Below are 24,195 nucleotides of genomic sequence, written 5' to 3' on the forward strand. Positions count from 1 at the left end.
GAAAAAGTCTAGTCTACTAACTCAATTTTTTTCGTGTTATGATAGATTTCGGTTTGTGAGTAGGATGAGCGAACGGCTCTCATTCTACTCATATTTCTTTGGCCTTAGGCCTCCTAAGCTGAAGCAAATTGTGAACTTTCATCAACCCGAGCACAATATATTGTGTTTTCTTGAATGATAGTATACTATATATTGTGTAAGGTTCGAGTTGAAAGACTCGGAAACAATTTTACTAGGTCGTGATAATGATGATTCAGATCGTATTTGATTCAAAAACGGGAAACGTTCAGCGCTTTGTGGATAAGACGCCTTTTCGCAATAAACGGAAAGTCAGCACAGAGGAGTATCTAGACGAACCGTTTGTTTTGATCACGTACACGACAGGGTTTGGGGAAGTTCCGAAAACGACTGAGATGTTTCTTGAGAAAAACGCCCATCTTCTTTTGGGAGTTGCGGCAAGCGGAAACAGAGTGTGGGGAGACAATTTTGCGAAAAGCGCAGAAAAAATCTCGAAGCAGTATCAGGTTCCGATTCTCGGCAAATTTGAGCTCAGCGGGACGGCCAAAGACGTTGAACTGTTTACTCAGGAGGTAGAAAGAATTGTCACAAAATCAAGTGCCAAAATGGATCCAGTTAAACAATGAGATCATGATCCAAAAAGACGGGAAATTCCAGTTTGATAAAGATAAAGAAGCTGTACATAGTTATTTTGTAGACTATATCAACCAAAATACGGTATTTTTCCATGATCTGAAAGAGAAAATCGATTACTTAATCAAGAATGACTACTATGAAGAAGAGTTTTTAAGCCGCTACACGTTCGAAGAAATCAAGGAAGTGTTCAAAGAGGCTTACGCTAAAAAATTCAGATTCCCGTCCTTTATGAGCGCTTTTAAGTTTTACAATGACTATGCGCTGAAGACAAACGACAAGAAAAAAATTCTTGAACGCTATGAAGACAGAATCTCTATCGTAGCTTTATTTTTTGCAAACGGGGATAAGGAGAAGGCGAAGGAATTCGTCAGAATGATGATCAACCAGGAGTATCAGCCGAGCACGCCGACGTTCTTAAATGCCGGCCGCAAACGCCGCGGAGAGCTGGTCAGCTGCTTCCTCTTGGAAGTCAATGATTCCTTGAACGACATCTCGAGAGCGATTGATATTTCAATGCAGCTGTCAAAGCTAGGCGGAGGCGTATCGTTGAACCTTTCAAAACTGCGTGCGAAAGGCGAAGCGATCAAAGACGTCGAAAACGCGACAAAAGGCGTCGTCGGCGTGATGAAGCTTCTTGACAACGCATTCCGTTACGCTGATCAGATGGGACAAAGACAAGGCTCAGGGGCTGCATACTTAAACATTTTCCACCGTGACATCAACGATTTCCTCGATACGAAGAAGATTTCCGCTGATGAGGATGTCCGGGTGAAAACATTGTCCATCGGAGTCGTCATTCCAGATAAATTCATCGAGCTTGCAAGAGAGGATAAAGCGGCATACGTATTCTATCCGCACACCGTTTATAAAGCGTACGGCGAGCACCTCGATGAAATGGACATGAACGAGATGTACGACCGGCTTGTGGAAGATCCGCGCGTCAAAAAAGAAAAAATCCACCCGCGCAAGATGCTCGAAAAGCTTGCGATGTTAAGATCGGAATCAGGATATCCGTACATTATGTTCCAGGACAATGTCAACAACGCGCATGCGAACAATCATATTTCCAAGGTTAAATTTTCCAACCTTTGCTCAGAGGTTCTTCAGGCTTCACAGGTTTCTTCATACACAGACTACGGTCAAGAAGATGAGATCGGCCTTGACATCTCCTGCAACCTTGGTTCATTGAACATATTGAACGTCATGAAAAACAAATCGCTTGAGCAGACGGTTAAGCTTGCAACCGATTCGCTGACGCACGTTTCTGAAACGACGAACATCACGAACGCACCGGCGGTCAAAAAAGCGAACAAAGCGATGAAATCCATCGGCCTTGGAGCGATGAACCTGCACGGATTCCTGGCACAGAACAATATCGCCTACGAAAGTGAGGAAGCGAGGGACTTCGCGAACACTTTCTTTATGATGATGAACTTTTACTCGATTGAACGGTCTGCCGAAATCGCCAAAGAAAAAGGTGAGACGTACCATAACTACGAAGGTTCGGCTTACGCAACGGGTGAATACTTCGAAAAGTATGTTACACAAGATTTCTCGCCTAAATTCGAAAAAGTGGCCAAGCTTTTTGAAGGCATGCACATCCCGACAAAAGAAGACTGGGAACAGCTGAAACAGTTTGTCAAAGAACACGGATTGTATCACAGCTACAGACTGTGCATCGCACCGACCGGGTCCATTTCATATGTACAGTCAAGTACGGCATCAGTCATGCCGATCATGGAGCGGATTGAAGAAAGAACTTACGGCAACTCCAAGACGTACTATCCGATGCCTGGACTTGCGCCGAGCAACTGGTTCTACTATAAAGAAGCGTATGATATGGACATGTTCAGAGTTGTCGACATGATCTCGACGATTCAGCAGCACGTTGACCAAGGCATAAGCTTTACATTGTTCCTGAAAGATACAATGACGACACGCGATCTGAACCGGATCGATCTTTATGCCCACCATAAAGGAATCAAAACACTTTACTATGCAAGAACGAAGGATACAGGGCAAGAAGGCTGCCTTTCTTGTGTCGTTTGATTAAAGGAGAGTATGCGAAAGTGACGAAAATTTATGATGCAGCAAACTGGTCAAAGCATGAAGATGATTTTACCCAAATGTTTTACAACCAAAATGTGAAGCAATTTTGGCTTCCGGAAGAGATTGCGCTTAATGGAGATCTTCTGACATGGAAGTACTTGGGTAAAAATGAACAGGACACATACATGAAGGTGCTCGCGGGGCTGACGCTTCTCGATACAGAGCAGGGGAACACGGGAATGCCCCTTGTCGCTGAGCATGTAGAAGGGCATCAGCGCAAAGCGGTGCTGAACTTCATGGCGATGATGGAAAACGCGGTCCACGCCAAGTCCTATTCAAACATTTTCATGACGCTTGCCCCGACAGAGACGATCAACGAAGTCTTTGAATGGGTTAAACAAAACAAATATTTGCAGAAAAAAGCTCAGGTCATTGTCGGACTCTATGAGAAAATCCGCCAGGGCGATAAAATTTCGCTGTTTAAAGCGATGGTCGCATCCGTTTATTTAGAAAGCTTCCTGTTCTACAGCGGCTTCTACTACCCGCTTTATTTTTACGGACAGGGCAAGCTGATGCAAAGCGGCGAAATCATCAACCTGATCTTGCGGGACGAAGCGATTCACGGCGTCTATGTCGGCCTGCTCGCTCAGGAGATTTACAATCAGCAGACACCTGAGAAAAAAGAAGAGCTGTACGCGTTTGCCATTGATCTATTAAAAGAGCTTTATGAAAATGAGCTTGAATATACAGAAGATCTGTACGACCAGGTCGGCCTTTCACACGACGTGAAGAAGTTCATCCGCTATAATGCCAACAAAGCGCTGATGAACCTTGGCTTTGAAGCTTATTTTGAAGAAGAAGAGATCAATCCGATCGTGTTGAACGGGTTGAATACGAAAACGAAGTCACACGACTTCTTCTCAATGAAAGGAAACGGCTACAAAAAAGCAACAGTTGAACCGATAAGAGACGACGATTTTTACTTTGACGATAAGTAAGCCGGCCGGGCTAAAAGGGCGCATCCGCGCCCAAGCCCCGCCTTTCAGTTATAGATACACGGCAAAATGAGAGCAGAACGAATCTGCTCTTTTCACTTTGAGGAGGAAACGGATACAATGGGAAAAATGGATGAAATCATTCTCGTGGTTCCGCGGGAAAACGTATTTGCAAATGAAACGCTGACCTTCCAAGGCGTCAACAGCGACGGTGAGAAGGTTGGGAAGATCATGGCGCATATTGAACAGCACTTCAGTGAAATGAGAAGGGGAGACGCCGAAGAAGATCCTGCGTTTAAACAGCCGATCCCTTATGTTGTCATCAAAAGAGAAGACGAAATATTTGTATACGAGCGGCTCGAAGGCGGAGGGGAAGCGCGGCTTCACAACAAGCTGTCACTCGGCTTCGGCGGCCACATGAACTTTGCCGAAGGGCTTGATTTTTCCGGTATTCTGAAGTTAAACACAGACCGTGAACTTGATGAAGAGCTTCTGATTGAGGAATCAGATAAAGAAAAAATGGTGACGCTCGGACTGATTAATGATGATGAAAACAGCGTCGGAAAAGTACATATCGGAATCCTTTCAGCGCTTGAGTTAAAACCGGGCGCACACGTTGAAGTTAAAGAAAAGGAGCAGATTGCCGGCCGGTGGATGAAAGCCAGTGATCTGAAAGATAAAAGCGTCTATGACAGACTTGAATCTTGGTCACAGTTTGTCGTTGATATCTTAGTTTAAATGGGAAAACTCGCTGATTCAGCGAGTTTTCTTTTCGTATTGGACCGGTTTCCATTGAAAAAGTGAGCCCTGCTTTTCGATTAACCCGAAACCAGGGTAGGGGAAATGACACCCGTGGAGCAGGACCTGTCCGTTATAAGCCTGCCGGGCCAGCAGTCTTCTTGTCTTTTCTCCCTCTTTAGGGTCATGCTCAAGCGAAACCCGCAGCTTTGGATTGGAGATGCTTTCGGGAATGTGAAATGCGTCATTGATGATCTGACAGACCCCGTCTTTTGTCTGTAATTCAATAGTCAAGTGTCCAGGCGTATGTCCGGGCGTATGGATCAGCTTCAGTCCGGGAAGCAGTTCGGTATCTTCTGTCAGCAGCTTCAGAAGCGGCCGGACAGTGGAGAGAATGCGAAACTGTTTAGAAGCCGGCGTTTGTTTTGCGTACAGCCATTCTGCTTCACTGATCAGATGAACAGCGTTTGGAAAAGCGGGTTTCCCGTTATTCAGAAGACCTCCCGTATGATCTAAATGACTGTGTGACAAAATGACATAGTCTATGGAGTCAGGCATAATTCCCGCCTGTGTCAGGTGATGAATCAAGTGCCCGCTTTCTTGTCCGCCTGTTTCGCCAAATCCCGTATCAATCAGTATCCGTTTTTCGTTCGTTTCCAGGCAGATAAAGTTCAGCGCTACTTCAAATTCTTCAGGATAATGTTCTGCTTCATGAGGGTCTCCTCCCGCCAAAAAGAAATCCCTTGAAACTCGAAATGCTCCATCAGATAAAATTGTCATTTGAAAAGAATCGAGTTGAATGCGGTCTGGCTCCTTCATAATAAATCTTCCCCCTTTGCGTTTGACCGATCTGTCTCTTTATTAGAAGAGGCAGTTTCATTGTGTCTTTTCATTTGCGGTGAGCTTCTTGATCGGTTATTATTAAATCGTAATGATTACGATTTAATAACGGAAGTATAACTAAATCCGTTTGTTCTTTCAACCAAAATACAACTGTTTAAAAGGGAAGGAGCATCATTTCATGCCGAAACTGGAAGAGCTGTATCGGTCCGTCATTATGGATCATGCAAGATACAGGCGAAATTTTCGAAAAATCGATAAACACAGCGCGTATTACGTCCATTACAAAAATCCAACATGCGGTGATGTGATGACTTTGTTTATCGACATTAAAAATGAAAAGATCGAAGACGCAGCTTTTATCGGAGATGGGTGCAGCATCAGCATGGCTTCCTCATCAATCATGACTGAACTGATAAAAGGAAAGACGTTAAAAGAAGCCGGGCTAATGCGTGAAGCGATGGAAAATATGATCAGAAAAGGAGAAGAACCGGCAGAGGATCTGCTGGGAGATGCCGTTTCCCTGATTGGCGTCCATCCGTTACGGGCCCGCCATAACTGTGCCCTGATGCCTTGGCAGGCGCTCGATCGGATCAAGGAGAACGTTTATTAAATGAACATCACATCTAAAGCACTCCGTTTCTAAGGCAGCCAGGCAAAGAATATCGGAAGATTCAAGGGAAAAAAGGGGCAGTGACGAAAGAGGTATGGAAAACGAAACGAATGTAAAGCAGGAAGCGATGGCGCAGCTTAAACGGAAAGGCATTCGAATGACGCCGCAGCGGCTGGCCATCTACCATTATTTTTTAGCCAACAGGAACCACCCTACAATAGCTGAAATTCAACAATCATTGAGGGAGATATATCCTGCCGTCAGTACAGCGACGATATACAACACCATCCGCTATTTTAAACAAGAGGGCCTTATAAAAGAAATGGGGTTTACCGATCCGCTTCGTTTTGATCTGGCTCTAGAGGAACATGATCATGTCATATGCGAAGTATGCGGGAAAATCGTCGATTTTCATTGTCCGCAACTGGAGAAAGTAAAAGACATTGCGGCACGGCTGACCGGATTTAAAGTGACACATCACCGATTGGAACTGTACGGCATCTGCAAAGATTGCCAGGCGAAAAGAAAATACGCCGCTAAAGAGAAAGGGGTTAGATAAAAAATTTGGTTGTGCATAAAACCAAAATCCGATATATTGGTTTTATGATGAAAAATAACATTAAACGAATCAAACGAATTTCGCTTCGGGAAGAAGTGTATCAAACGCTGAAGCGCACCATCGTACATTTGGAACTAAAGCCGGGGGAGCGCTTGCATGATCAGGAGCTTGCAGAGCAGTTTGGCATCAGCCGCACACCTGTCAGGGAGGCGCTCAAACGCCTGGAAGATGAAGGACTTGTTGAAACTGTTCCGGGTTCAGCAACACGTGTAGCACCGTTAAATCGCGAGGAAGCTGAACATGCTTTTACAGTCACTGCAGCACTGCATGCGCTGGCTGTCAAGCTGTCGTTTCCTTTTTTAACGGATTCAGACCTTGATCAACTGGAGAGGCATAATCAAACGTTGCAGCAAGCGATTCAAAAAGAAGACATTATCGAAGCAATCGAATCGGATGCTGCTTTTCATGAGGTGTTTTTACAAGCATCAAAAAACCCGGAAATTACCCGGGCATTGGAGAGAATTTCTTCAAAAATTTACCGCCTTGAGATGTCGCAGTTTTCCTCGATCGGCAGCTTGAAATCTGTCGAACAGCATCAGAACATCATCGATGCCTGCAGACAGGGGGATCGGAATGCGGCCATCAAGCTTGCCGAGGAAAACTGGCTCAGTCTCGGAGACCGATTGGCCGGACATCAGGAAAAGGAGTGAGGGGATTGTGAGGCCGATTATACTGGGCGTTTTTGCAGCCTTCTTTTTTGCTTTTACATTCGTTTTAAACAGGGCGATGGAGCTTGAAGGGGGAAGCTGGATCTGGAGCGCATCGCTAAGATTTATCTTTATGGCGCCTCTTTTATTTGTCATTGTTTGGCTGAGGGGGAACGTAAAAGAACTTTTTCAGGAAATCAAAAAAGCACCGGGCATTTGGCTGAGATGGAGCATCGTCGGCTTCGGCCTCTTTTATGCGCCGCTCTGTTTTGCGGCGGCTTACGGGCCGGGCTGGCTGATTGCAGGAACATGGCAAATCACGATTATTTCCGGCTCCCTTTTGGCGCCGCTTTTTTACGAAACCATCCAAACAAAAACAGGTCCCGTACAGATGAGGGGCAAAATTCCCTATAAAGGGCTGGCGATGTCGTTGATCATTTTAATCGGGGTGGCGCTGATGCAGGCTGAGCATGCGGCACAGCTTTCTTTGCATGAGATGCTGCTGTGCGTCGTGCCGGTTATGTTGGCTTCATTTGCATATCCGCTTGGGAACAGAAAAATGATGGAAGCATGCGCCGGGCGCCTTGATGCTTATCAGCGGGTATTGGGGATGACGTTGGCAAGCCTTCCGTTTTGGCTGATCCTCTCACTGTACGGGCTGGCATCGGCGGGTGCGCCCAGCCGGGGACAAGTCATTCAGTCAGGTTTGGTGGCTGTCTTTTCCGGAATATGCGCAACTGTGCTGTTCTTTGCCGCAACCGATCTTGTAAAAGGGGATATGCGAAAATTAGGGGCTGTCGAGGCCACACAATCGTTTGAAGTGCTGTTTGCTGCCGCTGGTGAAATTTTGCTTCTTTCAAGTCCGCTTCCTGGTGCCATCTCATGGAGCGGCATGGCACTTGTGATTATCGGAATGGTGTTGAACAGCCATGCATCGAATCAAACGCAAAAGCCGGCGATTCAAAGTAAAGCTGCAAAAGCATAAAAAAAGCCTGCGATCTATACGAGACAGATCGCGGGCTTTTCTTGATGATTGTCCCTATTCCTGGTAAATGAAAGCGTCAAATCCGGCGTTTTTGGCTTGCTGAACGAGCGCTTCGGCATTTTCTTTGGAAGAAAAAGCGCCAATTTGCACTTTGTAAAGGCTGTCCCTGTAAATCACAAGGGCATCAAACCCTTTCGCTTCCGCTTGAGCGGCAAGCGAATCGGCATTGGCTTTGGTCCTGAAAGCGCCGATCTGCACTTTATAGAGAGCTGCTGCGTTTTTGGAAAGGTTAAATGCCCTTGCGAGTCCGTTGGCGTGGCCTCTGGCAATGGATTGAATAAACGCGGAAGACTTCAGTTTCTCGGCGTCGTTTGTATTGTCTACAAAGCCATTTTCCGTAAGGAGTGCGGGCATGGCTGTTTCTCTAAGAACATGAAAATTGGCCGTTTTCTTGCCGCGATCCCTGAAATCGACAACTTTTAAAATCTCTTCATGCATGATATCCCGATAGGTGGTGGTAGGTGCGCCGACGCCGGGATAAATGTAATCCTCGAAACCTGTCCCGCCCCCGGCATTCATGTGAATCGATAGAAAGTAGTCCGCTCCCCAGCTGTTCGCGGCGTTCGTGCGTTGCGTCAGACTGACGGTTTGGTCGCTTGTCCTGCTCAACAGGACTGAAACATTTTGATATTCATTCAGCAGCATGTTTCTTAAAGCCAAGGCGGTTTGCAATGTTAACTGTTTTTCTTGCAAACCATTAGCTGAAGCACCTGTATCAGACCCGCCATGGCCGGGATCGATAAAAATTTTTACCACAAGACATCACCTCAATAGACAGTCTATGAACAGATGGACATGAAGGGTTGTACGAACGCCACAATATTGCAGAATTTTGTAAATATTCAACTTATTATAGAGCGTCATATTCTCTTCAGGCAAGAGGTTGCATTTTTAATGTTTTTATCATATAATTCAATTACGCTGCATTGTACGTAATGATAATTAAGTTTTAACCTTTAAGCTGTAATAGGGAGTTTTATATCGGAACCGGAATGTCATGCCTTCCTCGAAAGGACGACAGGAACGTTTCTGCAGACACCCACTTTGAGGAGTGTGGTTTAAAACTTTCTTACTTGCATACGGCAATTGCAGCACTTCACTTAAGTCATTTGAATAAAATGGCTTTTTTTATTTGCTTAAAATCGGTTTACTGTAAATGTTTTATGTAAACTAACTTGCTGTAAATAAAGGGCGGACACCGCCCTTTTATTCATTTTAAAGAAAAACGAATGCCTGAATTCCAGCAAGTAGAAGGTGCAAAAATGACTGGCATCAAAAATGCTGAATGATGATAATTCCCGTGATCATCAGGACAATTCCCAGCATGCGCTGCACATTTAAGCGGTGTTTGGGGGTTCCGAACCAGCCAAAATGATCGATGATGAGGGCGATGATCATTTGGCCGCTTAAAGCCAAAACAACAGTAAGTGACGCTCCGACAATCGGCAAAAGCAAAATATTGGATGTGATAAAGATGACGCCAAGTATTCCGCCAGTCCAGAGCCACCAAGGGCTGCCCGTGATAAAGGTTTTTGCTGTATGTAAATTGTTTAAATGAAATAACCGCCGATGTTCAATGATCGACGTAAGAAAGAGAAGAATGACCATTCCAACCAAAAACGAAATAAGTGAAGCGATAAAAGGTGATTGGAGAGCATTTCTCAGCTCTGAATTAATAGATGTTTGAATCGGTGATGCCATTCCGGCAAAAAGCCCGAGCATCATGTAAAGAAAAACGTTCATAGTGTTGTTTTTCATCGGTGATGAACTCCCTTGCTATTAATATTTTTTGATAATGAAAACCCCGGAGATGATGAACAAAATGCCGATGATTCTAGGAAAGTTTAATTCATGAACGGGAATATGAAACCATCCGAAGTGATCGATGGCCAGAGCCATCACCATCTGCCCAAGCAAAGTGACGACAACTGTCAGTGCTGATCCAAGACGCGGAAGCAACAAAATATTTGAAGTTAAATAAAAAACGCCTAAACATCCGCCTCCAATGAGGATCCACAAGGGGATGGAAGGGAGAAGTCCGATGATAGACAAAAAATGGCGCTCTGTCACTATGGCGACAATGACCAGGATAAGCGTACCGGCAAAAAAAGATATGGCCGCCGCCCCGTAAGGAGACCCGATCTTCATGCCTAGCCGTGAATTAATTGAGGTTTGAACAGGAATGGCCATTCCGGCCAAAATCCCGGCTATAAGTATTAAAATGATCATATTTTTAAAAACTCCTTTTTGCGGTAATTGGAACGATTATTTCAAAGCTGAAAGTCTTGCTGTTTTTGAGGGACACTTTGTATTTTGGCGAAAAGGAGTTCATGATGCAAGTGCTGATTGATGAAAAGAATTCAAAATTTGCAGCTTTGTATCTATATCATGTTTTTCTTTTTTGAAAATCATGTTTCAAGAAGATTTTGAGATTCAATAAGGTGATGTAGCGATAAAAAAACCAAAGAGGACTCCGGCTGAGTTCTCTTTGGTGTTTGTAAGTCCGGTTCCTCGTGTTCAAAGCCGTAAAATCTCTCCATAAAAAGTAAGTTGGAATCCCGGCAAAATTCACCTCATCCAAATCGTACAAGCAAATTTTCATGAAAGAAGAATTGTTAAACTGAAAAAAGTCCTATAAACTACAAGTAATATTTTGTTAGGGGGTGGGAATGTGTTCAACGAAAGAGAGGCGCTCCGATTAAGACTGGAACAACTGAACAATGCCGAGATACAAGCCATACGCGAACTCCAAAATGAGCGGAAAGACATTTATTCCAGGCTGCGGGAATTAGATTGTCAAAAAGTTTCATCATCACATCATAAAAAAACGTTATTAGAATTAGTCGATGAAACTGTAAATCTCTTAAAAAAATAAACCGAAAGCCGTTTGATCCAGTGGCCGTGAGAGGGATGAAAGAATGAAATAGAGGTTTTGCTTTGCTCATATTTTGTAATTGCGCGAAAAATGGAAAGGTTAGCAACTTGACTAGGAAAAGAACATTGTATAAGATTATTCTTACAAATCCAATAGGAATAACGGCCCTAAAACTGACTGACTTGTCAATCGAGATTCAGGGTAAGGAGGAAAACACTTGGGAAATACGGATACAAGAGAGGAATTGCTACATATCGCGCTTGAGATTTTTGCTACGAAAGGATATCATGCGACAAAAATATCAGACATCGTAAAACAGGCTGGCGTTGCACAGGGAACTTTTTACTGGCACTTCAAAAGCAAAGAAGAAATCGCCAAGGAAATCATAGACAAGGGGAAAGAAAACCTTCTTGCAGCCATTCATCAAGGCTACAGGCAGACGTTTGCTCTTACAGATGATATGATCCAATCCACGACAGCCCTTATGAAAAGAATTTTTACGTTTGCACAGGAGAACCGAAACTTAATGACGTTTTTATTAGTCAAGGGACAAGGCGCCGATCCGGAAATCAGGGAGGCAATCGAAGAGGCGCTGATCAGTGTTGAACAAGCATTTAAAAAGAACATCCAAAGGGCTACAGAGCTTGGCATGCTAAATTCCTCCCATAATACTGATCTGCAGGCCACCATGTTAACAAGTCTTGTGTTGGGCACACTATCAAAATGGCTGTTTGGACCAAAGCATGATCTGAATTATGTCCCTAAGTTTTCAGTTGATGAAATGACTGAAGAATTGGTTCATTTTGAATTTTTCGGGCTGATTGGCCAAAGGAGGAATTAAATTTGTCTATTATCCAAAAAACAAATGGAGAGTTTGGGATTTTTCATGAAGCCGGTATGCAGGCCAAGGGGTCTTTCACTCCGAATTCAGACGGCCTTTCGCCGATTGAGCTGTTGGAAGCTTCATTAGGGATGTGTATCACCATTTCTTTGCAAAGGATGTTTGAAAGGGACGGCATAGAAGTGCAGGAGGATGAATTTTCAGTTTCTGTTTCCGCCGCTAAAGCGCCCGATGGCCCGTCCCGTGTTGAAAAATGTACGGTTAGCGTCAAATTGCCCGAGCATCTTCCGACCGACTATAAAAAGAAATTAATCACCTCTGCTGAAAGGGCATGTACAATCGGCAATACGTTAAAACGAGGGGTAACGATTGATACGAATATGATGTAACAACCTACATGATGAAACGAAGGAGCATGAAAATGGAAAACAACAGTAAAAAACCTTCCTATACAAATGCTGATGATTTTGCTGTTACATCAGTGCCTGAAAATAAGAGAAAATCGATTTTTAACATTACGATTACAAGCTGTGCCTGGATTATCTCATTGTCGACGATTGTGACTGGAGGAGCGCTGATCCAGGGATTGAATTTTGCGCACGCCGTTTTGGCTGCCGTCTTAGGTATGCTGATTCTTGCGGTCTATGGCTTTTTTCAAGGTGTAATGGGTGCAAAATACGGAATATCGACAACCGTTCTTGCCCGTCAGGCTTTTGGACGCTACGGATCGGGCCTTTTTGGAATCGTCTTGGCGCTGACGCTGGGAATCGGCTGGTTTGGCTGGCAGGTTGCTTTTTTCGGCACGACCATTTCTGAAATGTTTCCGGGTGTTTGGCTTGCAAAGCCTGAAGTCGCCATCGTTTGGGGCGGTATTTTAATGATCCTTACCGCTTTTATAGGATATCGCGGACTTGCCGCTTTAAGCTTTATCGCTGTACCTTTAGTCGTCATCTTTTCTATATGGGGCATCGTGAGTGCTGTCAATTATTCTGGAAGCTGGCATAACTTGCTGACGTTTCATCCGACAGGGGACCCTATGACGATATTTGCCGGAATTACAATCGTAGTTGGAAATGCTGCATTGGGTGCGGTTGTTTTTCCTGATGTGACGAGATATGCAAAAGGAGCGGTTTCAGGAGGAATAGGTGCGTCTGTCGGTTATTTCCTTGGAGGTGTTTTCTGTCTTGTTGCAGGAGCGGCAATGGCCATTGCTGCGAATGTTCCGGATATCGGGTCAACACCGAATATTCCTGCCGCGATGAGCAAGCTCGGACTTGGATTTTTGGCATTTTTCATCATCGTTTTTGCACAGTGGACGACGAATGATAACAATTTGTATACCGGATCTCTGGGGCTTCGCAATGTTGTGAACATTCCTAAGAAAGCACTTGTGGCGATCATGGGCGTGATCGGCATCATGATTGCATTATTAGGTGTCCAGAATATGTTTGTGCCATTCTTAACATTTTTAGGTTTGTATGTTCCGCCGATCGCAGGCGTGATGATCGCAGATCATTGGATCACAGCACCTGTCATCAAGAAAAAACAATATCGATTCGGGGCTGGAACAACTTATTCGAAGCTGAATGTTGCGGCGATTCTTTCGGTGATCATCGGAGGTTTTACCGCTTCAAAGGTAACATTCGGCATCGGACCGATTAACTCTACTGTACTTGCATTTTTGATTTATATCGTTTTTACATTTATTTTCACAAAATTAAATCTCCGTTACGAAATCGGAGAAGCGACAGAGGAATCGTCTGGTTTTTAAGCGGATAAGGAGGAAAGGTTTTCAATGATGAATGAAAAAAACCAATGGGTATTTGGAATTGATGTCGGCGGGACGTTTACAGATTTAGTGGCTGTCAACAAGGGAGGGAAAATGGTTTCGACGAAGACGCCTTCAACCCCTGATCAGTCTGATGGTGTCATGAACGGAATTAAAAAAATGGCTGAAATCATCGGAATAGACGTAAAGGACCTGTTAGCCAATAGTCCATTAGTGGTCCATGGAACAACAGTTGCTACTAACGCTTTGCTGGAATATAACGGAGCAAAGGTGGGGCTTCTCACAACGGAAGGCTTTCGGGACGAAATCGAATTCCGTCGCGCGTACAAAGAAAGCGTGTTTTCTCCGCGCTTGGAAGCACCTTATCAAATTGTCCCAAGAAGATATCGTGTGGGGATTCCTGAACGACTGGATCATACAGGAAATGTCGTAACTGAGCTTGATGAAGAAGCCGTCCGCCGGGCAGTCCGAGGGTTTATCCAAGAGGGGATCGAGGCGATTGCTGTATGCTTTCTGTTCAGCTTCATGAATCCTTCGCACGAAATCCGCGTTAAAGAGATTATTCATGAGGAAGCTCCCGGCATGTTTGTATCGTTATCGTATGAAGTGCTGCCGCAGATTCGGGAATTTGAACGGGTGAGCACGACCATTGTCAACGCGTTTACCGGCCCTTCCATGCAAAGCTACTTGAACCATCTTGACGAACGGCTTCGCGAAGACGGATTTGCCGGAGAACTGTTTGTCATGCAATCTAACGGCGGGGTCCAAAATGTCATTCAAAGCGGAAAATTTGCCGCAGGAGGCCTTCTCTCAGGTCCAGCCGGAGGAGTGACGGCTGCTTCCTTTATCGGAGAAAAATCGGGCTACGAGAACGTCATTACCGTAGACATGGGTGGAACAAGCTACGATGTCTCGGTTATCGAAAAGTTAAATCCGGCGATCACGACTGAGAACTGGATCAGCAGATACCGGGTTGCCTTGCCGATGATGGATATTCACACGATCGGCTCCGGCGGCGGAAGCATCGCCTGGATTGACAGCGGCGGAGCTTTACAAGTCGGCCCGCGAAGCGCAGGCTCCAATCCGGGGCCGGCCTGCTACGGAAGAGGCGGAGAAGAACCGACAGTTACGGACGTGAATGTTTTCTTAGGCTATATTAACCCAGATAACTTTCTAGGCGGAGAAATGAAGCTTGACCGTTCACTGGCTGAAAAGGCGATCCGCACACAGATTGCCGATCCGCTCGGAATTTCGACAGTAGAAGCCGCTCTTGCAATCTCACAAATCGTCAATAGCGATATGTCAAATGCAGTCCACTTTGTGACGACACAACGGGGTCATGATCCAAGGAATTTCGCCCTAATGGCTGTCGGCGGCGCCGGAGCCATCCATGCAGGCAAGCAGGCGGAAGACCTCGGCATTAAAACCGTTATTGTTCCGTCCCTTGCCCCGGTCTTCTGTGCGCTCGGCGATGTGGCAGCAAACCTTAAAGTAACGGAGCTCAGGACGCGCTTTGAAAGTCTGAAAAACGTTGACCTGCAAGCGATGAATGCCGATTTTGAAAAGATGGAACAGACGGCCCGCGAAAAACTTGGAGGCCAGTCGGTCACCAATCAATATGAAACCCGCCGCTTTATCGATATGCGCTACGCCGGGGAAGTCCATGAAGTAACCGTACCGGTAAAATCGAGGACGCGGAGGATTACAGAATTGAATCTTGAAGCAACGGCGGCAGATTTCCATGACCTTCATGAAAGAATGTTTGCCCATAAAGATCCCGAGCACGACATTGAAATTTTAAATCTCCGCCTTGACCTGGTTGGCGTCAGAGAGCCGTTAAAGCTTAAAGAGGAGCCGTTTGAGCAGGAGGACCCTTCAAAAGCGAAAACAGGTGAACGCGATATGTATTTTGACATCGAACCGACGAGGACGCCTATTTTCAACGGATCAATGCTTGAGCCGGGCAACTTGATTGTCGGTCCGGCCATCATTGAGCAATGGGGTACGACCATTGTTGTTTATCCGGGACATGAGGCTCTAATCGATTCTTACCGCAACTGTGTCATTGAAGTAAAGCACTCTCAGCAGACGACTAGAGGTGGAAATGCATGATCCAAGCTCAAATTCTTTATAGCAAGCTGCAATCGATCGGCAGAGAAATCGGGGATAATTTGCAGCGAATCTCCCGTTCCCCTTTGCTTTCTCAAGACCGGGCATTTGCTACAGCGATTTTTACGAATGAGCTGAAAATCGCGGTTCAACATCAATATGAGCCTGAACATTTGTTCGCATTAAAAGAAAGCGTGGAAAATCTGTTCGACTATTTTTCATTTGATATCGCAGATGGAGATGTGTTGCTCGTCGCAGATCCATACAGCGGCGGAACGAAAGGACAGTCGCTCACCATGGCGGCGCCGTTATTTCTTGAAGGGGAGCTCGTACTCTTCCCCGCTGTCCGCGCTCAGATGATCGATTTGGCCGGCGAGTATCCGGGCGGATTCCATCCCGATGCATTTGAAGTATGGCAGGAAAATATCAGAATTACACCTGTTAAGCTTTATAAGCAAGGCGTTCTGCAGACCGATATTCTTCGTTTCTTATTATCAAACAGCCGGGTGCCCGCTTCTTTTAAAGCGGATTTGGAAGCCATGTATACATGTTTGCGTGGCGCCAAACAGCAATTGAAAACGTTTCTTGGCAGCTACGGCCAGAAAACAGTGACCGAATCGATCGACAGCATGTTTGAATACAGCCGCAAAAGGGTTGAGCACCATGTCTCTTGTCTGCCTGAAACAGAAATGAGCGCTGTCCAGGAGTTTGAAGTTTCCGAAGGAAGCAAGAGTACAATTCATGTGCAAATTTCAAAGAAGGACGATGCGGTTGAAATCGATTTGAGCAGATCATCGGTACAATCCGTAAAGCCGGTTAATTCGCCTGCCGCTTTAACGAAGGCGTTTGCCGTTTGGCCGTTCCTGGCGAGAATTGCCGATGAAATACCGATCAATGAAGGAACGCTTCAACCTTTTCAAACGAAGACGAGGCTGGGTACGATTTTGGATCCGGAATTTCCTGCAGCGACAGCATTAGCTCCAAGCATTACCGGCCATTTCATCGCTGAAGCGGTATATAAAGCCATTCAAAACGGACAAAGCACGAATGAAGAATTTCCGCCGATTTACGGGACAGGTCCGCAGGCCGTTTTTTATCCGGAGCTTGGCGCGGAAGCTGAAACGAAATCAATCGTTTTGGCGCCCGGGTATCCATCAGCTTCAAAAGGCTTCGGGCCGCCTGCTTTATTTGGTCAACGGATGCTTGTCTCTGCAGAGGAATTGGAGCTTTACCACGGTTTTAAAATGGTTTCCCGGGAGTGGACGGACAATGGGGAGGAAATGAAAGTGTCTCTGCTTAACCAGGAGGACGATATTTATTTCAACCTTCTTCTGCCTTTTAGTGAAAGGGGAGAATACGGGTCTCTGTCAAGAACGGGAGATCGTGACGAAATCTTTTATGAAAGCACGGTAAACCAACATGTGAAAAAAGGCGAGCTCCTCGTCTTTACGTACTCTCAAAAGGAGGAGCAGCTATGATTAATCAGGACTTTATTCTATCACAGGTGGTCGGCGGTTCCCTTGATGCGGTTGCCAGGGAAATGAGCGCCACTGTTACGAGAACGGCCCGTTCACCATTGTTTAACGAAGCACACGATTTTACGACGGGCGTCTTTGACCTTTCTGGCAAAAAATCGCGCCTTGTCGCGCAAGCCCCGGGCTGTACGCTGCACCTTTATGCGGTAGTAGGCGCAGTTGACCATTTATTGGACGCTTTTCGGTACGATCTTCATCCCGGAGATATTCTCCTGGTGAATGATCCGTATCATGGAGGCTCGCACAGCCTTGACTGGACAATCGTCATGCCGGTTTTTTATAATCGCAAGCCAATCCTGCTTCCTGCTGTCCGAAGCCATATGGCCGATAATGGAGGACCGGTTGCCGGAGGGTACAATCCGCGCTCAAAAGATATTTGGCATGACGGGCTGCGGATTCCGCCATTAAAAATTTATGAGCGGGGAGAAAAGCGCAGGGATGTATTCGATTTAATTGTTGCAAACAACCGGCTTTCCCATTGGCTTGAAGGCGACTTAAACGCGATGATCGGGGCATGCAAGGTCGCTGCCTCCCGAATCCAAACGATGCTGGATAAGTATGGCGCCGAGAAGGTGATTACGGCCATTGACAACCGGATTCAATATACAGAAAACAGGGTTCGCGATGAAATCACCAGCTGGCCGGACGGCACCTATGTCGGTGAAACATTTGCTGACCACGACTTTCAAGGCAACCGCGATATTAAGGTTCGCGCAACGGTGACCGTCAAAGGCAGCGATCTTCACATTGACTTTACCGGCTCCTCTCCGCAAGTAAAGGGCTTCATCAACAGCCCGCTTTCAAATACGACTTCATTTGCTTTTGTCGGTATTTCGACTTGCTGTGATGAGGATATTCCGATCAATGAAGGATATATGAATCCGGTAACAGTAACTGCACCTGTAGGAACAGTTGTGAACCCGCAGCTGCCGGCACCGTGCGGACACGCAACTGCGTGCGTAGGAGCAGAAATAGCCGAGGCTGTTCTCCAGGCCATTTCCCAATGTGCGCCAAAACGCGTCGGAGTGAACGCCCATAAGCTTCCTCTCGCTTATTCCCACGGAAAATACGACGACGGGAAGCCGTGGGTGAACCTGAATTTTTACGGCTATACCGGCGGTGCGGGGGCTGCATACGAAACGGACGGATGGGGGCTTTATCCGCCTGTTATGACAGGAGTTATTCTGCCATCTATTGAAATGACTGAAGTTCAATACCCGAGCCGTGTATTAAAGCATGAATATACGAGCGATTTTACGGGAGCAGGCCGATGGAGAGGCACCCCCGGGTTGGATGTTCAGATCCAGCACTTAAAGGAAAGCCGCACAAGCGTCATGATGGCAGGGGTCCGAAATACAACAAAAGGCTTCTGCGGAGCTGGCGATGCACCAAGCAACAAGGTGATCGTCGGGTATGGAACAGACGAAGCCAAAGAGATCGAGGAAACGGCTTTTGAAGTCAAAATGCCTGCGGGCGGCATCATCCAATTTTACCGTGCAGGCGGCGGAGGCTGGGGAAATCCGCTGGAACGTGAACCCGAAAAGGTGCTGGACGACGTCTTCAACGAGTTTGTCAGCATTGAATCAGCATTGCAAGATTACGGTGTCGTGATTGACCCTGAGACACTTACCATTAATGAAATGGAAACAAATCGTGTGCGGGCTTCCCGCCTTTCATAAATAAAAAAGCTGATCTGAAAGGAATGAAGACACCTTTTCGGATCAGCTTTTTAAATACTCATATGGTAAAAAGAGGATAATCGCTTTCAGGAGAGAATGTAAACATAACCGGTTTGATCTTTTAAGCCGGCGGGTACATAACAGATTAGCAAGTAAAGGAGGACAAATCATATGAAAAACAAAAAAGCGTTTTGGGGACCTTTTCTGTTCGGTGTGGGTATCATCGCCATGATCGATGGCATTGTTTTTCACCAATTACTTCAATGGCACAGCGTGTACATGGACACAGACCGCTCTCACCAAATTATGAGCGACGGACTGTTCCATCTGTTTTCGCTCGTCATTCTTTTTATCGGCGGGATCCTGTTGTGGAACAGAGGTGACTTGAGCAGCAGCCGGCCGCAACACATCTTTTGGGGAGCCTCTTTGCTGGGAGCGGGCTGGTTTAATTTCCTCGAGGGCATCATCAATCATCATCTTCTTCAGATTCACCACGTCAACCCGCTAAGCCCGAACCGCCTCTTATTCGACCTTGCCTATGACGCATCAGGCCTTTTGATCATTCTGGCCGGATGGCTGATCTACAGAAAAGGCAAACAGAAATGAAAAATTGGTTTGACTCGCACAATTATTTCTCGGGAAAGCGCAGGTTTCAACAAGACTTGCCCTGTTTTTGTCAAAATTTGAAGAAATAAAAAACTCCATTTTAAAAATTGACGTGATCAGTAAGCGGCGCTTGAGGAAGTTGTTTTATGTAAACAAGTTATTAAAGTGCAACTGTTCACTTCAAGCAAAAAGGGGGTTCAGATATTCAATGGAAAAAAGGTGTTCATATCGTTTGACTGGCATCTTTTAAGAGGAGGTTTCCATATAAAATGTTAAGTGTGCTGCTGCCTAATTAGCTTATCCTTTCCGCTATCATTTTATTTTTATGTTACATGATCGTATTGGTAAAGGAAAACAAGATAAATCGCAAACAAAACGAGGAAACTCAACAGTTGCTTAGGGAGATATTAAAGGAAGTGAAAAGCAAAGATTTAGAGCGGAAATAAAAGATATTATATTTCTGGAGTGATTTAGTTGTGCCTCAGAGGAAACATTTGAGCATAAGACTGTACCTTTTGTTCAAGTGAAAGTCGGGTTTAGATTTGCAAGGAGGCTGTTTCATGCAGCTATTGGTTTGCTGCTGTGTACCCCTAAACTTTTAAATAAAATAACCTTAATTAATCCGAATTCACATAATACGGTAATTGGAAATCCTTAAAAGACAAACTTGTGATGATTACGACATCCTGAACAATTTGCTTCCTCTTCAAATAGATGCTCATAAGAAAGATTCATGTTGTTGGAGAAATAAATAATCTGTAAATGCGAGGGGATGCACTTGACAAGTTTTGTTCAGAATACCGTGCATGGTTTAAAGAGCTTATTAGATCAAAATGGAGTCATTAGGATTCTTGGCTCTGAAGGTGAAATTACAGATGCTCTTGTCACATTCTCTGGCAGCGGAGCCTCTCAAAGCGATATACGAGCTTTCGAAACACATCACCAATTATCTCTTCCTGATGATTATAAAAAATTTTTAACTCTACATAATGGAGCTGGAATTTTTGATAGTCTTTTAGATGGAGTGAATATTGGCGGAGGTCTGCATTTATTTAACATCAAGGAAATTGATACAGAACTGAAAGATGAGGAATTTTATGCGGATGTTAACGGTATTCCAATTGGACATTTGCTGGAAGAGTGCGATCTAATGATTGACAGAGACAGGCTCAAGGAAGGAGATCCCAACTACCTTTATTTACTTGAGGATGGTCTTGAGTATAAGCCTCTCGATTTAAATTTTGAGATATTTTTAGACCGATATGTTATGTGTCATGGGCAGCCATTTTGGGAGTGGAGATATTACACAGCTGAGAATTATTATAGAACATGACGACCGGATTTTTGGTCGTCTTTTTTGAATAGTTTTTTTTCTAATTCTAAGGAATCATTTTCATGGATGATCAGGATTTATTCCCCAATTCACTTCTATAAAGTGGTAAACTCTAAAATGATTGTAACTTTAGTATTAGAGGAGAGTGCCATGAAGACTTTGGATGTTCAGGCGCTACACAAAGCCATTGATCAAACCCTGGAACAATTAAAACATCAATCAGACGAATTCGCCAAAGTCCAAAAAAGCGTTGAGGAAATCGCATCACTAGATGATGCTTTAAAAGGAAAAGGCGGCGACGCGATCCGTGCCTTTTACAAAGAGTGCCACACCCCTTTTCTACAGTTCTATGATACTTTCATAGAGGAATACAGTTCCACGCTGAAGAAAATGAAAACCGCATTGAATTCGCTGGAACCAAACCATAACGGGTTTATTTCGCAAACCTTTCTTGAGCACGAGCTAGAACAAGGATTGAATGCGGCCAATCGAACAACCAAACACCTGGTGTCTAAATCGAACGCCACGATCGCGAAGGTCAGTCATATTGTCGATTTGCCTGGTTTGAATGACACCGATTTTCATGAACAGAATCAGAAATCCTTAAAGGAAATCAATCAGACAATTGAAAAGCTGCATACGTTCGACAGGGAACAGACAAGCGCTCTTAAAACCGCTGAAAACGACCTGGAAACGATGCAGAGATACATAAGCAGGCTTGAAAAAATGTACACAGGGCCTAAAATTGAAATTACCGGCTATCAAAAAGGCTCGATTTTAAAACCGGATGAGATGGATGCTTTACGTGGTGGACAAGACACAGCGATGGGCGTCATGTTGGATAAGCTGGATAAGAGATCAAAGCTTGAAAAAGAAGCTAGCGAGGTTAGCAAACAGGATAATAAAATTGCTAAACTAAAGAAGAAGCTTGATGATTACAATTTTTCAACGGCTTCAGAGTTTTATGAGATGGCCACAGAAATTGGCTACGAGAACCTTTCCCCTTGGCAACAGCGATATTTCAATCAAATTGAAGGCGCTCGTGATTTTGGCAACGCAATTAAAGGAAGTGCTGAAGGACTCAAAAATGCAGTCGTCGATACTGCAGTAGGCCTATGGGACATGGTCGTTCACGCAGACGAAACGATTGAGGGCATTAACTTTACACTTCATCATCCTGATGTCACATTCAATATTATAAAAAAAGGAATTGAAGACTCGTATCAACGAGATGTCGTCAATGGTGATTCTTACACCCAAGCCAGATGGTTTAGCTATGCCGTTGGAATGGTCGGGACATCGATTGTTGGCTCTAAAGGCGTTGACAAAGCAGCAAAAGCCGCCAAAGCGGGGAAGGTAGGGCAGGTCGCTGCCAAAGCAACTAAAGCTTCTAAAAAAGTATCGAAACAAGCTTTGGAAAAAAGCGTAGCGTCTTTCAAGAAATCGATGCAAAGGGTCGCTTCAAACATAAAAGGAATTCAAATACACAACCCTTTTGCGCCGCAAGTTCAGTTTGCTGGTGGGGGGAAACTCCCTTATAATGCTATTGAAGGCAGTAACTTTAAAGAAGAGCTTATTCGACGAATAAAGGAACTTGCTAATGTTGAGAAAGGCGATATCGGAATAAATAAAGCCACTTCCGAAAAAGTCGTTAATGCCTTGTCTAATTTCAAAAGCAGAAAAATGACATTTGGAAATCGACGGTTCTTACTAGATAAAAAAGGGATGAAGCATATTTTGGAAAGGCATCATCCTAAATATTGGGATGGATCAGTTAAAGCGACACAGTCTTTTTTCAAGAAGGATTTGTCTACAGAAGATATAGCTAACGCTATAGAATCTATTTTAAAACAAAACCGAGGAGTTTTGACTGAAAAAGACTTTAGGGGAACAACAGGTAAGCAGCAAATAACAGGAACGTATAACGGAGTAAAATATGTAGTTGGTTTTAAAAAAGGACGAATAGGTCAATTCTATCCAGTAGAGTAGGTGGAAATTTTGTTTTATATTAATACATTAATTCGCAGACCAGATAGAACAATTACTGATTTATCGATATTGAAATCTCAGCAAAATGATTATTTTGTAGATATTAAGAACATCTATGATTTAAAAAATATAGAACGTATATTGGATTTTGACTATCTTGAAGGCGCAATAATAATAAAATTTAATGATCAAATTTTGATGGATGTAACCACATGGGACTTAGTTGATGATTTGTGGGCATATTTATTAAATGTAATCGAGAATGTTTTGAGCACAGGATATGGTGAAACTTACTTTCCAGATCAGCCGTTACGTTTAAGTATGCGATCATTAGCTAATGATTTATTACTTTTTGAACTAGATGCTCCTACTCAAATTAAAGCTGCCGTACCTAAAAGAGATTTCCTTCTTGCTTTAATTGAAGGGGCGGACTATTTTTTTGAAAAAATGAATGAATCCTTTGTAAGTAACGTAGATTATAATGGTGAAATTGATATGATTGAGTCTTTGAGAAAAAAATTTCTTGCTGATATTTAAAATACACCTTCTATAAATTAGATAAGTATTTCGGTGGTTTGTCCGAAAGAAGCTGGTCATAAATGCGTATTATTGTGAAATAAATTTTGATGGGGTACAAAGGCTCTCTGGAAAGAGAGCTTTTTCTTGTGAGCTGGGGATGAGATTGATTAGATCCAAACTATGTCAAACAAAGATATGTAGTATGTGTGTTAGGAGGTAAAACAGTAATGAAGAAGAAAGATATTAATTTCCTCGAAGAGTTGCTTTATAATACAGAAAAAGACAGCGCAATAAGTCGGGTAAGAAACATTGATGACCCTTTGTTGCTCCATGTTTTTGCAGCGAATTATAATTGGAATAGTGGTTTTGAAGTTCCAAAAGCAATTCTAGAGAATGAAAATTGCGATTATGGTACGGGGTTATTAATGTTCCATTATGCAGACGGTTATCGTATGCTCGAAAGCCCAGACGATGTTTCAGCATCTGCTTTAGAAGAATGGAAGGATTTTTTAATTCAAACATATCAAAAGCTTATAAATTTGCAGTTTAATTCTCAAAATATTTCATTCGATCCTGAAATAACAAGGGTTCATAGGTTTAAGTTGAAAAAAAATAACCCGCATATTCCCGATGCTTTACTTGATAAGTCACCAGGGGTTTTGATTGAAGTTCCAAAAATTTGATGCGTTTTTCACCTTGAACGGCAGTGCCTTTCAAGGT

23 protein-coding genes, 1 other RNA gene and 1 pseudogene are annotated in these 24,195 nt (G+C 44.2%); 21 read left to right on the plus strand and 4 right to left on the minus strand.

Going from position 1 to position 24,195, the window contains the following annotated elements:
- The first annotated feature begins 248 nt into the window (after positions 1-248).
- From nrdI to M1D59_RS09975, 4 genes are all read left to right on the plus strand, one after another.
- Positions 249-644: a class Ib ribonucleoside-diphosphate reductase assembly flavoprotein NrdI gene (gene nrdI, locus M1D59_RS09960; RefSeq protein WP_020451503.1), complete on the plus strand. Its 396-nt coding sequence runs from the start codon at positions 249-251 to the stop codon at positions 642-644.
- Positions 601-2,703: a class 1b ribonucleoside-diphosphate reductase subunit alpha gene (gene nrdE, locus M1D59_RS09965; protein WP_020451504.1), complete on the plus strand. Its 2,103-nt coding sequence runs from the start codon at positions 601-603 to the stop codon at positions 2,701-2,703. The genes nrdI and nrdE overlap by 44 nt, the downstream gene beginning before the upstream one ends.
- Before the next feature lie 20 nt (positions 2,704-2,723).
- On the plus strand, positions 2,724-3,701 hold the full coding sequence (gene nrdF / locus M1D59_RS09970) for a class 1b ribonucleoside-diphosphate reductase subunit beta (RefSeq protein WP_020451505.1): 978 nt from the start codon (positions 2,724-2,726) through the stop codon (positions 3,699-3,701).
- A gap of 117 nt (positions 3,702-3,818) precedes the next feature.
- Positions 3,819-4,436, plus strand: coding sequence for a hypothetical protein (locus M1D59_RS09975; protein ID WP_020451506.1), 618 nt, complete (start codon positions 3,819-3,821; stop codon positions 4,434-4,436).
- 18 nt (positions 4,437-4,454) lie between these two features.
- Here M1D59_RS09975 and M1D59_RS09980 read toward each other — a convergent pair whose 3' ends face one another.
- Entirely contained in the window at positions 4,455-5,255 is an 801-nt protein-coding gene (locus M1D59_RS09980; RefSeq protein WP_020451507.1) for an MBL fold metallo-hydrolase, read from the minus strand.
- Between the two features lie 202 nt (positions 5,256-5,457).
- Here M1D59_RS09980 and sufU point away from each other — a divergent pair, with 202 nt between their 5' ends.
- The 4 genes from sufU (at position 5,458) to M1D59_RS10000 (ending at position 8,140) form a co-directional block, all read left to right on the plus strand.
- Positions 5,458-5,889 (plus strand): Fe-S cluster assembly sulfur transfer protein SufU, encoded by a 432-nt coding sequence (sufU, locus tag M1D59_RS09985; RefSeq protein WP_020451508.1) that lies wholly within the window; start codon positions 5,458-5,460, stop codon positions 5,887-5,889.
- Between the two features lie 94 nt (positions 5,890-5,983).
- Positions 5,984-6,448: a Fur family transcriptional regulator gene (locus tag M1D59_RS09990; protein ID WP_026579698.1), complete on the plus strand. Its 465-nt coding sequence runs from the start codon at positions 5,984-5,986 to the stop codon at positions 6,446-6,448.
- Between the two features lie 44 nt (positions 6,449-6,492).
- The gene (locus M1D59_RS09995) at positions 6,493-7,158 is read left to right on the plus strand and encodes a GntR family transcriptional regulator (protein WP_048350649.1); all 666 of its coding nucleotides are present in this window, start codon (positions 6,493-6,495) and stop codon (positions 7,156-7,158) included.
- 7 nt (positions 7,159-7,165) lie between these two features.
- Positions 7,166-8,140, plus strand: a complete 975-nt coding sequence (locus M1D59_RS10000; protein WP_020451510.1) for a DMT family transporter — start codon at positions 7,166-7,168, stop codon at positions 8,138-8,140.
- Between the two features lie 54 nt (positions 8,141-8,194).
- Here M1D59_RS10000 and M1D59_RS10005 read toward each other — a convergent pair whose 3' ends face one another.
- Positions 8,195-8,956: an N-acetylmuramoyl-L-alanine amidase gene (locus M1D59_RS10005; protein WP_025811494.1), complete on the minus strand. Its 762-nt coding sequence runs from the start codon at positions 8,954-8,956 to the stop codon at positions 8,195-8,197.
- 159 nt (positions 8,957-9,115) lie between these two features.
- Here M1D59_RS10005 and ssrS point away from each other — a divergent pair.
- Positions 9,116-9,299, plus strand: a non-coding RNA gene (ssrS, locus tag M1D59_RS10010) — 6S RNA.
- A 173-nt stretch (positions 9,300-9,472) separates the two neighbouring features.
- On the opposite strand, the gene M1D59_RS10015 is transcribed toward ssrS, so the two are convergent.
- Complete coding sequence (locus tag M1D59_RS10015; protein WP_020451514.1) at positions 9,473-9,958, minus strand: DMT family transporter; 486 nt, start codon at positions 9,956-9,958, stop codon at positions 9,473-9,475.
- A 21-nt stretch (positions 9,959-9,979) separates the two neighbouring features.
- A complete protein-coding gene (locus tag M1D59_RS10020) occupies positions 9,980-10,429 on the minus strand; it encodes a DMT family transporter (protein ID WP_197407280.1) in 450 nt (149 codons plus the stop codon).
- Between the two features lie 442 nt (positions 10,430-10,871).
- Here M1D59_RS10020 and M1D59_RS10025 point away from each other — a divergent pair.
- From M1D59_RS10025 to M1D59_RS10080, 12 genes and pseudogenes are all read left to right on the plus strand, one after another.
- Positions 10,872-10,994, plus strand: a pseudogene (locus M1D59_RS10025) (hypothetical protein); the annotation flags it as partial.
- A gap of 298 nt (positions 10,995-11,292) precedes the next feature.
- A complete protein-coding gene (locus M1D59_RS10030; protein WP_025811499.1) occupies positions 11,293-11,916 on the plus strand; it encodes a TetR/AcrR family transcriptional regulator in 624 nt (207 codons plus the stop codon).
- A 2-nt stretch (positions 11,917-11,918) separates the two neighbouring features.
- A complete protein-coding gene (locus M1D59_RS10035; protein ID WP_448155299.1) occupies positions 11,919-12,305 on the plus strand; it encodes an OsmC family protein in 387 nt (128 codons plus the stop codon).
- A gap of 32 nt (positions 12,306-12,337) precedes the next feature.
- Positions 12,338-13,687: a cytosine permease gene (locus M1D59_RS10040; RefSeq protein WP_075213262.1), complete on the plus strand. Its 1,350-nt coding sequence runs from the start codon at positions 12,338-12,340 to the stop codon at positions 13,685-13,687.
- Between the two features lie 24 nt (positions 13,688-13,711).
- Positions 13,712-15,817 carry a hydantoinase/oxoprolinase family protein gene (locus M1D59_RS10045; RefSeq protein WP_458118007.1) on the plus strand — a complete coding sequence of 702 codons (2,106 nt, stop codon included), beginning with the start codon at positions 13,712-13,714 and terminating at the stop codon, positions 15,815-15,817.
- Positions 15,814-17,292, plus strand: coding sequence for a hydantoinase B/oxoprolinase family protein (locus M1D59_RS10050; protein ID WP_458118008.1), 1,479 nt, complete (start codon positions 15,814-15,816; stop codon positions 17,290-17,292). The genes M1D59_RS10045 and M1D59_RS10050 overlap by 4 nt, the downstream gene beginning before the upstream one ends.
- Complete coding sequence (locus tag M1D59_RS10055) at positions 17,289-19,028, plus strand: hydantoinase B/oxoprolinase family protein (protein ID WP_023857639.1); 1,740 nt, start codon at positions 17,289-17,291, stop codon at positions 19,026-19,028. Before M1D59_RS10050 ends, M1D59_RS10055 begins: the two co-directional genes overlap by 4 nt.
- A gap of 171 nt (positions 19,029-19,199) precedes the next feature.
- Positions 19,200-19,634 (plus strand): DUF2243 domain-containing protein, encoded by a 435-nt coding sequence (locus tag M1D59_RS10060; RefSeq protein WP_020451523.1) that lies wholly within the window; start codon positions 19,200-19,202, stop codon positions 19,632-19,634.
- A gap of 772 nt (positions 19,635-20,406) precedes the next feature.
- A complete protein-coding gene (locus M1D59_RS10065; RefSeq protein WP_458118009.1) occupies positions 20,407-20,967 on the plus strand; it encodes an SMI1/KNR4 family protein in 561 nt (186 codons plus the stop codon).
- Between the two features lie 150 nt (positions 20,968-21,117).
- The gene (locus tag M1D59_RS10070; RefSeq protein WP_106070730.1) at positions 21,118-22,956 is read left to right on the plus strand and encodes a T7SS effector LXG polymorphic toxin; all 1,839 of its coding nucleotides are present in this window, start codon (positions 21,118-21,120) and stop codon (positions 22,954-22,956) included.
- Between the two features lie 9 nt (positions 22,957-22,965).
- The gene (locus tag M1D59_RS10075) at positions 22,966-23,493 is read left to right on the plus strand and encodes a hypothetical protein (protein WP_216920643.1); all 528 of its coding nucleotides are present in this window, start codon (positions 22,966-22,968) and stop codon (positions 23,491-23,493) included.
- 209 nt (positions 23,494-23,702) lie between these two features.
- On the plus strand, positions 23,703-24,158 hold the full coding sequence (locus M1D59_RS10080) for a DUF4274 domain-containing protein (protein ID WP_025811512.1): 456 nt from the start codon (positions 23,703-23,705) through the stop codon (positions 24,156-24,158).
- The last annotated feature ends 37 nt before the right edge of the window (positions 24,159-24,195 follow it).

The sequence above is a fragment of the Bacillus sp. PK6-026 genome, assembly GCF_054161455.1.

Coding starts and splice junctions, on each gene's coding strand:
- M1D59_RS10060 (WP_020451523.1), top strand. CDS start 19,200: ATGAAAAACAAAAAAGCGTTTTGGGGACCTTTTCTGTTCGGTGTGGGT.
- M1D59_RS10080 (WP_025811512.1), top strand. CDS start 23,703: ATGAAGAAGAAAGATATTAATTTCCTCGAAGAGTTGCTTTATAATACA.
- M1D59_RS09975 (WP_020451506.1), top strand. CDS start 3,819: ATGGGAAAAATGGATGAAATCATTCTCGTGGTTCCGCGGGAAAACGTA.
- nrdI (WP_020451503.1), top strand. CDS start 249: ATGATTCAGATCGTATTTGATTCAAAAACGGGAAACGTTCAGCGCTTT.
- M1D59_RS09990 (WP_026579698.1), top strand. CDS start 5,984: ATGGAAAACGAAACGAATGTAAAGCAGGAAGCGATGGCGCAGCTTAAA.
- sufU (WP_020451508.1), top strand. CDS start 5,458: ATGCCGAAACTGGAAGAGCTGTATCGGTCCGTCATTATGGATCATGCA.
- M1D59_RS10040 (WP_075213262.1), top strand. CDS start 12,338: ATGGAAAACAACAGTAAAAAACCTTCCTATACAAATGCTGATGATTTT.
- M1D59_RS10055 (WP_023857639.1), top strand. CDS start 17,289: ATGATTAATCAGGACTTTATTCTATCACAGGTGGTCGGCGGTTCCCTT.
- M1D59_RS10065 (WP_458118009.1), top strand. CDS start 20,407: ATGCACTTGACAAGTTTTGTTCAGAATACCGTGCATGGTTTAAAGAGC.
- M1D59_RS09980 (WP_020451507.1), bottom strand. CDS start 5,255: ATGAAGGAGCCAGACCGCATTCAACTCGATTCTTTTCAAATGACAATT.
- M1D59_RS09995 (WP_048350649.1), top strand. CDS start 6,493: ATGATGAAAAATAACATTAAACGAATCAAACGAATTTCGCTTCGGGAA.
- M1D59_RS10020 (WP_197407280.1), bottom strand. CDS start 10,429: ATGATCATTTTAATACTTATAGCCGGGATTTTGGCCGGAATGGCCATT.
- M1D59_RS10070 (WP_106070730.1), top strand. CDS start 21,118: ATGAAGACTTTGGATGTTCAGGCGCTACACAAAGCCATTGATCAAACC.
- M1D59_RS10050 (WP_458118008.1), top strand. CDS start 15,814: ATGATCCAAGCTCAAATTCTTTATAGCAAGCTGCAATCGATCGGCAGA.
- M1D59_RS10015 (WP_020451514.1), bottom strand. CDS start 9,958: ATGAAAAACAACACTATGAACGTTTTTCTTTACATGATGCTCGGGCTT.
- M1D59_RS10045 (WP_458118007.1), top strand. CDS start 13,712: ATGATGAATGAAAAAAACCAATGGGTATTTGGAATTGATGTCGGCGGG.